Source organism: Spirulina sp. 06S082 (assembly GCF_034932145.1).
Taxonomy (GTDB): domain Bacteria; phylum Cyanobacteriota; class Cyanobacteriia; order Cyanobacteriales; family Spirulinaceae; genus CCY15215.
Genome location: NZ_JAYGHV010000390.1, coordinates 21,357 through 30,801, shown reverse-complemented (window position 1 = coordinate 30,801; position 9,445 = coordinate 21,357). Strand labels below are relative to the sequence as shown.

10 protein-coding genes are annotated in these 9,445 nt (G+C 39.7%); 7 read left to right on the top strand and 3 right to left on the bottom strand.

The genetic code is table 11. The features are described 5' to 3' along the window. Window positions 1–111 precede the first annotated feature (111 nt). The 5 genes from VB714_RS22970 (at window position 112) to VB714_RS22950 (ending at window position 3,286) form a co-directional block, all read left to right on the top strand. Window positions 112–450, top strand: a complete 339-nt coding sequence (locus VB714_RS22970) for a DUF760 domain-containing protein (protein WP_323227110.1) — start codon at window positions 112–114, stop codon at window positions 448–450. A gap of 53 nt (window positions 451–503) precedes the next feature. Further along, window positions 504–1,166, top strand: a complete 663-nt coding sequence (msrA, locus tag VB714_RS22965) for a peptide-methionine (S)-S-oxide reductase MsrA (RefSeq protein WP_323227108.1) — start codon at window positions 504–506, stop codon at window positions 1,164–1,166. 63 nt (window positions 1,167–1,229) lie between these two features. Then, window positions 1,230–1,913 (top strand): hypothetical protein, encoded by a 684-nt coding sequence (locus tag VB714_RS22960; protein ID WP_323227107.1) that lies wholly within the window; start codon window positions 1,230–1,232, stop codon window positions 1,911–1,913. Between the two features lie 296 nt (window positions 1,914–2,209). Continuing rightward, a complete protein-coding gene (locus VB714_RS22955) occupies window positions 2,210–2,413 on the top strand; it encodes a hypothetical protein (protein WP_323227106.1) in 204 nt (67 codons plus the stop codon). 81 nt (window positions 2,414–2,494) lie between these two features. Continuing rightward, entirely contained in the window at window positions 2,495–3,286 is a 792-nt protein-coding gene (locus tag VB714_RS22950) for a potassium channel family protein (RefSeq protein WP_323227104.1), read from the top strand. On the opposite strand, the gene VB714_RS22945 is transcribed toward VB714_RS22950, so the two are convergent. Then, the gene (locus VB714_RS22945; protein WP_323227101.1) at window positions 3,287–5,542 is read right to left on the bottom strand and encodes a glycosyltransferase; all 2,256 of its coding nucleotides are present in this window, start codon (window positions 5,540–5,542) and stop codon (window positions 3,287–3,289) included. A gap of 209 nt (window positions 5,543–5,751) precedes the next feature. Between VB714_RS22945 and VB714_RS22940 the strand changes: the two genes are divergently transcribed. Then, on the top strand, window positions 5,752–6,468 hold the full coding sequence (locus VB714_RS22940; protein WP_323227099.1) for an FkbM family methyltransferase: 717 nt from the start codon (window positions 5,752–5,754) through the stop codon (window positions 6,466–6,468). Window positions 6,469–6,552: 84 nt separating this feature from the next. On the opposite strand, the gene VB714_RS22935 is transcribed toward VB714_RS22940, so the two are convergent. Continuing rightward, complete coding sequence (locus VB714_RS22935) at window positions 6,553–7,371, bottom strand: tetratricopeptide repeat protein (RefSeq protein WP_323227096.1); 819 nt, start codon at window positions 7,369–7,371, stop codon at window positions 6,553–6,555. Window positions 7,372–7,471: 100 nt separating this feature from the next. After that, the gene (locus tag VB714_RS22930; RefSeq protein WP_323227093.1) at window positions 7,472–8,209 is read right to left on the bottom strand and encodes a ferritin-like domain-containing protein; all 738 of its coding nucleotides are present in this window, start codon (window positions 8,207–8,209) and stop codon (window positions 7,472–7,474) included. Between the two features lie 339 nt (window positions 8,210–8,548). Between VB714_RS22930 and VB714_RS22925 the strand changes: the two genes are divergently transcribed. Further along, complete coding sequence (locus VB714_RS22925; protein WP_323227092.1) at window positions 8,549–9,445, top strand: PhnD/SsuA/transferrin family substrate-binding protein; 897 nt, start codon at window positions 8,549–8,551, stop codon at window positions 9,443–9,445.

The following is a 9,445-nucleotide window of genomic DNA, read 5'->3' as shown; positions in this document are numbered from 1 at the left end:
CCCCCCACACCCCCCAAACACTCCCCGGTTCGGTTTAACGTATAAACGTTCTTAAAAAAAGAGGTTAAAGTGTAAATAACAAAAAAACAGATGACTTTACAGTATTCAATTATGAACGACTTATCCTCGCAAAGCCCAGAATTTTTCCGTAATTCTACCCAAGACCGAAACTTACTCTGGCAATACGTCCAAGCATTAGACTCAGAACAATCTTCTCGTCTTTCTCAGCCTACCCGAGAAGCAGTGCAAATCATGGAACGTAATATCGTGGGTTTATTGGGAGGATTGCCAGACGAGCATTTTGATGTCAGCATTACCACCAACCGAGAACAATTAGGACGCTTACTTGCTTCAGCAATGGTTAGCGGCTATTTTCTTCATAATGCAGAACAGCGTATGGGCTTTGAAAAACAGTGGATTGCAACCGAAACAGAAGAAGAGAATAGTTAATTGTTGTTTGTTCATTGTTTGTTTAACCATTAACAAAATTGGAGTTTCTTAACATGGCATTATTCGGATTAGGTAAAAAAGCAGAAATCCCTTCACCTCAAGACGCTTTACCGGGGCGATCGCAGGCTATGCCCGTCCCAGAGAAACACTTTGTTAATGGCAATCCTCTCAAACCTCCTTTCCCAGCAGGTTTAGAAACAGCCATGTTTGGTTTAGGCTGTTTCTGGGGTGCAGAACGTAAATTTTGGCAGCAAGAAGGCGTATTTGTTACAGCCGTGGGTTATGCTGCGGGTTATACTCCCAATCCCACTTATCGCGAAGTTTGTTCGGGAAGGACGGGACACAACGAAGTCGTTTATGTAGTTTTCGATCCCAAAGTTATCAGTTACGAACAGATTCTCAAAGTGTTCTGGGAAAGTCATAATCCCACTCAAGGAATGCGTCAAGGAAATGATGCTGGCACCCAATATCGTTCCGGTATTTACGCTTATTCCAAGGAACAGAAAAAGTTAGCAGAAGCCTCTCGTGTAATGTATCAAGAGGCTTTAAAGAAAGCAGGATATGGAGAAATTACAACGGAAATTCTCGATGCACCCGAATTTTACTACGCCGAGGATTATCACCAACAATATTTGGCTAAAAATCCTGGTGGTTATTGCGGTTTAGGAGGAACATCTGTTACTTGCCCTATTGGTACTGTTTCGTTACCATCCTGAGATATTTTTTGTAGGGTGCCGTTAGCAAAAGCGTAACGCACCTTATTATTTGGTGTGTGCATAATGAAACTTGAACAGGTGGTTCCTTGGGGACGCTCTTTGGCAGATTATATCAATATGTTTCATTTAACAAGGAGCGATTTTAGAGCCTTTATCCTTGATTGTGCCGGGGGTCCGTCGAGTTTTAATACGGAAATGACTCAACAGCAATGTCGGGTCATTTCCTGCGATCCCATTTATCAATTTAGGGTTGAGGAAATTCGTCAGCGTATTGGAGAAACTTATCCGATTATTATTGAAAAATTAGCACAGAATCTTACTAAATTTGTTTGGCAAGAGATTGATTCTCCTAAGCGGTTGGGAGACTTGAGAATGGTAGCAATGGAGAAGTTTTTGGCAGATTTAGAACTGGGAATTGCTGAGAAACGCTACATTTTTGCAGAATTACCCGATCTTCCTTTTGGCGATCGCCAATTCGATCTGGCTTTATGCGGTCATTTTTTATTTACCTATTCTGAGCAATTTTCCTTAGAATTTCATCTTGATGCTATTCGAGAAATGTGCCGCATAGCCAAGGAAGTCCGCATTTTCCCTATTGTAGAGAACTTTACGGGGGCGCGATCGTGGCATCTCGATCCCCTGCAAGCAGAATTAAGAGAACAAGGATATCAAATTAGTATCGAAGGAGTGAATTATGAATTTCAAAAGGGGGGTAATGAAATGATACGGGTTTGCAAAGTATCGTGACGCTGGGTAAGTTCTATTTATGGGAAAGCGGAACACCGATCGATTTGAGAGGACTTTTTGTATGAGACGGGAATTTTCAATCCCCGACGGATCGCAACAGAGAGATTATACGGAGAGAATGCGATCGCGATCGCCGATTTAGAGTGAAAGCGATCGCCTCCTCAGTAGATTTGCGTTGCCCTCAACCATTGACGAAGTTCGCAACAAGTCAGCGAGGAGGATCGCACCCCACCCCAAAAAAAAAGGTAATACTAAGATTATTCGGAGTTCAAAGTTCAGCGTTCACTTTAAGAGTCATGTTTAACCAATCCCAATTATTACCCGGTGCAATTTCCAGCCTGTTTGCGACAACGGCTAAGACTGGAGTTATTACTTTAGGCGATCGCTACGGTTTATTAACTGCTTTAACCAACGCAAAATTAAGCAGAGACGAACAAGAAGCCATCGATCGGGTACTTTATGCTGTTATCCGAGGACGCTTTCAACTCAGCACCATTTAAAATTTAATTTCAAACCCAATTTTAGAGTTAAATTAGGAAAAGAAGCCTAAACTCGGGGTGCATCTTTGCACCCTTAAATCTATGTCAGACAGTCAGAATGGAATAGCCTCACCACAATACTCGGATCGCGATGAATTAGTACAAGCAATTGCTCGAGTTTTAACCGACAAGTTTAATGTTGTTATCGATTCGGACTCCGAGGCGATCGAGGTTTTGGAAACAGCGACTCATCCTCATTATTTGGGGCTTATAATTGCGAGAAAAATTATTACTATTATTGCCCTTATTTGTTTCATTTATTCGGTATTTAATATTTTTGAATCGGTTTTAATCGATCGCTTACTCATTTTAGGGTTTTGTGTCTCAATTTCAACTATTTTAAGTGGTTTAGGTTTAATTATTCTTTTGGTATTTGAAGTATTTCAGGGAGCAGGAGAAGATGAGGTTAAGTTATTGAAGCAAGGAAAGCATATTTTTAATGAATATCAATTTATTCCCTCTTTACATCGTTTTTCCTTTGTTTTATTCTTACTGGGGCTAGGTTTCTTAACTATTATTTTTGGTTTTGCCAATCTTTATACGGATTTACTGCGACAAAACCCCGATAACTTTTCAGGTTTACAAGCTGGATTTTTATCCATTTATTTTTCGATTGTCACCTTCTCCACAGTTGGCTATGGCGATATTCACCCCACTTCTATATTAGCACGATGTGCGGTAATTTGCGAAATTTTTATCGCTATGTTTTTCAGTTTGATTGTAATTTCGACAACCCTTTCTTGGACAATTGCTCATCGGCGATCGCAGCAAGAAATTACGATTAAAAAACGTATTCTGGAGAGAAAAAAACGAACTATAATTATAGGAGATTAACTAAGAATTTACAGAAATGGGGTGAATTTTACGATTTCCTGTCAAGATTTTCGGTTTAATTAAACTCTTCAATAATAGCCAGAAAACACGCAGTTCTCCAGAACACTTTGTTCGCTTCCATTGACCTGGACGGCAAAAAAGAAGTTGAATCAAACCTCGATTTTGCTCTAAAGTCATTTCTTGAAAAGTGATTCGTAAAGAATTGCGATCATGAGTTAATGTTCCCCATAATTCCAGATTTTCACCTACAATTTCCAAGCTAACAACAGTATTTTCATCTGTGATATCCCTCGAAAAAGGCTCTTTCAATTCAATTTCTGCACCAATCTCTGAGAGAGTCTGAGTGATACCAGAAAAAACTCGTTCTCCGACTTTTAAGCGAATTAAACGCTTTAATTCAAACCAAGGAAAAGAATTCTCTTGGGGAGATTCAAGCATACTTAATAAAGCAATACTTAAAATTAACAGATTATAGAATCCCCACAAAAAACTCAACACAAATGACGTGCGTTCTTCGGAAGAATAATTGAGAAAATCGGCAAATTTAGTACAAAGGATATAGAAAATATGACCAGTACCCGCAAGATTAATCAGGAAAATTGGGATTAAAGGAATGGCTAAACTCCAGTTAAATAGAAAGCGATCCTTTGCAACACCTTTTGGGGTCACTTGAAAACCTTGAGAAAAAGGATTGAGAAGAGTTTGTATCGCAGTGATTGATAAAGGAACGCATTGAACCACAGCATAAATATCAGAAACTAAGGCTTCACGCGATCGCTGATTTAGCCATGAAAAACTTAAGAAATAGGAGAGATAAAAAGGTAAAAAGAAATTTAACCATTCAAATAAAGTTATCTTGAAGGGAATTGCATCGATAAAGAAAAAGGAGATTGGTAAAACCAGAAATATCAATCTTGATATTGGTAAAAGCCACTGCAAAATTCCGGCACCGTGCAGAATTCTTTGACGCAGGGTTAAATTGGCAATAGTCAGAGGATTTTCGGGAATAAATAAGGCTTGTAATGTCCCTCGACACCAACGCTGACGTTGAGAAATATACCCAGATAAATTCTCCGCAGCTAAACCTGCACTGAGTTCTTCATCAAGATAAATAGTTTGATAACCGAAAGAATTAAGACGTACTCCTGTAAAATAATCTTCTGATAATGAACTGGTAACAAAACTACCACTTTCTTCTAAAATATCTCGGCGAATGAGAAATGCACTACCATAACAAAGAGAAGTACCAGCATCGTCACGAAGTTTTTGATAATGACGACCAAAAAACTCATTTTCAGAACTTATTTCGTTTTCAATTCCTAAATTTATGGGAATTAAATCGTGATTATAAAAATATTGATGAGTCTGCAAGAGTCCAATATCGGGACGTTGAAAAAAACCAATAGTACGGGATAAAAAGTTTTGAGTAGGAACAAAATCTGCATCAAAAACAGCAATTAATTCTCCCTGAGACTGGCTTAACCCGTGATTGAGATTGCCAGCTTTCGCATAATTATTATCCGATCGCGTCAGGTAATGACATCCTAATTCATGAGCAAGTTGGCGAATATTCTCCCGTTTACTATCATCGAGAAGGTAGATCTCTTTATCGGAATAATTGATCGCTTGACAGCCAATAATCGTGCGTTTGAGAAGGAATTCAGGTTCATTATAAGTGGGAATTAAAATATCAACAGAAGGGAGATAGTTGTTTTCGATCGCCTCTCGTTCAAATCGATCTGCATCTTCTGTTCGATCGCGCTTACTTAGGACTAAAAATGTTTGCAATCCATAGTCGATAAAAAGAAACATCTCTAGTAAAAATAGTGCTAAACTAAGCGTTCCACTTACTGGATTTTCGAGATTGAGTGTTGAGAAAAAACGCCAAAATAAATAGCGCAAAGCAAAGACTAACAGAATCGGTACAACGGCAATATAGAGAAGAGGATTGGGTTGAGGAAAAATTTTGACGATCGCCAATAATCCCGCAAACAATCCTACAACGATTAGCGTCCCATAGCGATCGGGATATAGAAGCGATCGAAACACTAAAGGAAGATCATTTTCAATTGTAGAAAGTTTAGTAAAAAATTGACTAATAGGAGCAATATCGAGGAACCATGCTGCTAATATGCAGAGAATAAAGGCAATACCACTCAAGAAAATGAGTGTTGTTAGATGGGGACTATTTCTATTTTTAGTATTATTCTTTTTTTTATGTTCTTTTCTAGCATTTTTTGGGGAAGAAGAAAACATAGATTTTTCCAAAAGAGGACTATTTGTTTGTGTCTCGAAATCGATTGGATTTTTGCAACCTCAATCAATACCGAGTGTAAAGGATATCTATGAAAATTTACTGAGAGTGTCAAAAGAATAAAATTGTCAGCATTTTTAAAACTCAGTAGATTACAAAATTATCTCAAAACTTAGTATAATACTGTTTCCATGCGATCCACTGAACCTCTATGTCTGACTTTGTTTTGCGTCCCAATACCAGCGATCGAATCTTCCAGCAGGATATTTGGGGAAAAAATGAGTATCAAATTACTGATAACTTCAATCCCACAGACCTCATCATCGATATTGGTGCCCATATTGGTTTATTTTCCCACCTTTGCTGGCAAAGAGGTGCGCGACATATTTTTGCTTTTGAACCCTTTCCGGAAAATTTTGCGCTGTGTCAGTCTAATCTAGCAGCTACATCCGCAACCCTAGCCAAAAAGGCCGTTTGGCGATCGGATCGATCCACAGAATCACCTTTGTTCCTAACCGAATTTTCCATGATGCACCCTGATGGACCTGACCCTATTGAACCAGAAACCATCAATACCGGCACATCGTCTGTATTTGGCAAAACAGGAGATGCTGTCGAGACTATTGCTTTAGATGAGATCATTGGCGATCGCACTGTGCGGGTTTTAAAGTTGGATTGTGAAGGTAGCGAATTCCCCATTCTATTAACTGCCAAACGCTTAAAACAAGTGCAGTATATTACTGGTGAATACCACTTAATGGATACTTGGCCATCCCAAGCATTAGCGGATGGATATGCGAAATATACCCTGGGGGATTTAGCAAACTGTTTGACTTCCCTTCATTTTCGGGTGGATTTTGTCCCCTACAAACATCCACTTTTTGCCGACCGATTGGGACATTTCTTCGCCTATAATCTTGATTTGTAGTCACAATGGCTTGAAAATATCATGGTTTGAAAACATCATGGTTTGAAAACATCATGAAATGACACTTTATTGCCTAATCCTAATCTAATAAAGCGTCATCATTAACTCAGGTTGGTATTTTTTCGTTAAAGGATGCTGAGTCCCTAAAATTGCAAAAATAGAGGTCATGGCTTTTCTTGCACCATCATCGTTATATTTGCGATCGGCTTCAACAACTTCTAACAAAAGTTTTAAAGAATCTTCATAGTTTTCTCTTAATGCTAACTGACAAGCACGAGCATATTTTTGTCCTAGTTTCGTGTTTTCGGGTTTATCTAAGACTTGTTTAAAACCAATTAATGCTTTAAATGATTGTGCTTTGTTAAAATGATCTTGATTTTCAAAACCCACAGAATCTAATAATTCCTGTGCCTTGTCCAACTTATTGAGGTGAATGAGGAATCTGGCAGCTTGAATGGTAACTAAAGGACTATTGGGAAATTGAGAGAATAGGCGATCGAAAATTTGTTTGGCAGCTTTGGCATTGCCTGCGGCGATCGCGCTTTTAGCTTCTTCAATTCCCAATTCTAGATCCGATTTTAGATTGTATTGAGCCAAAAGTTCTCGCAATTGAGGCTCCGGTAGAACTCCCACAAATCCAGAGTGCATTTGTCCGCGATCGCAAATCCTGATATCGGGAACACCTGTAACGGCAAATTGAGAGGCTAAATCGGGATTTTTGTCAATATCAATTGTGGCTAAAATAAAATCATACTCTCGGGATAAACTGGCCAAAATAGGCTTCAAAATTTGGCATGGACCGCACCACGTGGCAAAAAAATCGACAACGACAAGTTTATCCTCGGATTTTGCGATTACATCTGCCGCAAAGTTACTACTGCTAACCTCAATCGAAGTCTCCATTGACATACTCCTAGCTCTGTCGGGAATTATAGCAAGTTTAACCAAAATGCGAAGGTTTTACCTATCGCAAAATTGAGAGTGTTGTAAGTATTATAAAAAATCAGGTAATCTTTAAGAGATTCTTGCTGAGGCGATCGCAATGCTGATAAATATCCCTTAAACGATAACCACTGTGAAGAAAAACGCGATAATGGTCGATCCAAACCACCAAAATCGTCAGCATGAGAAAGAGATAATTGAGATAATTACTGGCTTTTTGTTGCCAGGGTTTTCGCTGCTCTTGTAAGCGCCTTAAATGATTGACTTGAAAGTGAAGATGCTGATGTTCATCTTTGAGAATTTGCTCGCAGATTTTTTGCAGTAAAGGAGAATGAGTTGCTTCCTGTAAGGCTTTGTAATAAATGGTTGCAATAATTTCTGCGGTTAAGAGAACTCGCAGTGCCACTTCTAAATTAACACCGCGACGAAAGCGACGAAAAAGGCGATCGGACCAATGTTTTTCTCTTAAAGGAATGCCCTCACATTGCATGAAATTCCCGAGATCGCGGGCGTGACGTTGCTCTTCTCCAATAAAGAGTTTCATCGCCTGCAAAAATGCCGTATCTCCCGATCGCTCCACATAAACTCGTGCAGCTTTCATTAAATTTGTCCCTTCTGATTGTTCCCCAAGTTGAAAGTTTTGGATAGAATGGGCGATCGCGGTTTTTTCTTCTGATGTTAAAAAGTAAGGGGTATTCCAAGGTGGCGTTAATAAATCGTAACGGTTCTGCTCGAAATAGGCAAGCCAGTCGGCGGAGGTTTGGGGGATTTTAGGAGAAGGGAGAGTAACAGAAGTCATAAAATTTACTGATGTAGAGGGAAGAAACCATAAACTCAGGCACAATGCGAGTTCTGGTGTTAACTTCTAACTACTCCTCCTGCAATCGGTTTTCCCTACGATCGCGAAAAATTTCTTGAGATATTTTAGCCGCCAGTTGCCCTACACTTCTCCGTAATTAGACGGAAATATCGTCTTCACAACTTTTTCACCATTCACTGTTACAGTGAAATGGCCAACTTTTCCTCAGAACAATCGCAAATTTTTACAATTTTTACTTCAGGAAAGTTATCTTTATGTTTTCAATATCTTTCTTCAAATCTTAAACATATAAATGGAAAATTTACAAGATTAAAGACCATGAAACGACGTTCTTTCTTTTGGTATTCCTGCTTATTTCTCGCCAGTTGTTCGGCAACAAGTCGTAATTCTACAAAAACAGAAAAACCCGCGATCGCCAATTGGCCCGATACTTTGCGTTTTGCGATTACCGATGCTGACGGGGAAGAAGAACTAAATCGAGACTATCAAGACTTTCGCCGCACCTTAGAAAAAATCTTGGCTTGCACAATTGAGTTTTTCCCTGTTGCCAGCACTGTAGCAGCAGCACCGGCCATGTTAACAGGAGACTTAGATTTAGCTTGGGCTGGACCATTAGAATATCTTGTTTTGCAAGCTCGAGCCAAAGCAATTCCCCTCGTTTCGCTTCAACGTCCTCACTTTCGCACCTCAATTTCCGTGCGCGGCGATCGCGGCATCAAAACTGTCGCCGATCTGAAAGGGAAAACCATTGAGATTAATGAGGTTGGCTCTACGGGTTCTCATCTCGGTACGATTAAACTTATCATGGATGCTGGGTTAAATCCTAACACGGATGTGAAGTTTAAGACTTCAGGAGAAAATACCATGTCAGGCTTGGTATCGGGAGAAATTGATGCCCTGGGAAGACCGGAACATCGCTACCAAGCCATGTTGCAAGATGAAGGTCTTACCGCCGAAAATTACCCCATAATTGCCATCGGCGAACCCATCCCAGGAGATGTTTTTGTGATTAATTCCCAATTCGATCTCCCCGTTGTGGAAGAGATGCGATCGCGCATCCTAGCCAATAACGAGAAACTTATGGCGGCAATTTGGTCTGTGGAGGAACTCAAAGTTCGCTTCCAAGACGCATTTTTTGAACCCGTTGATGCCTCGAAATACGAGGAAATCCGAGAAATTTTGCGGGCGATCGGACAGGAAAATCTCGTTCAATAA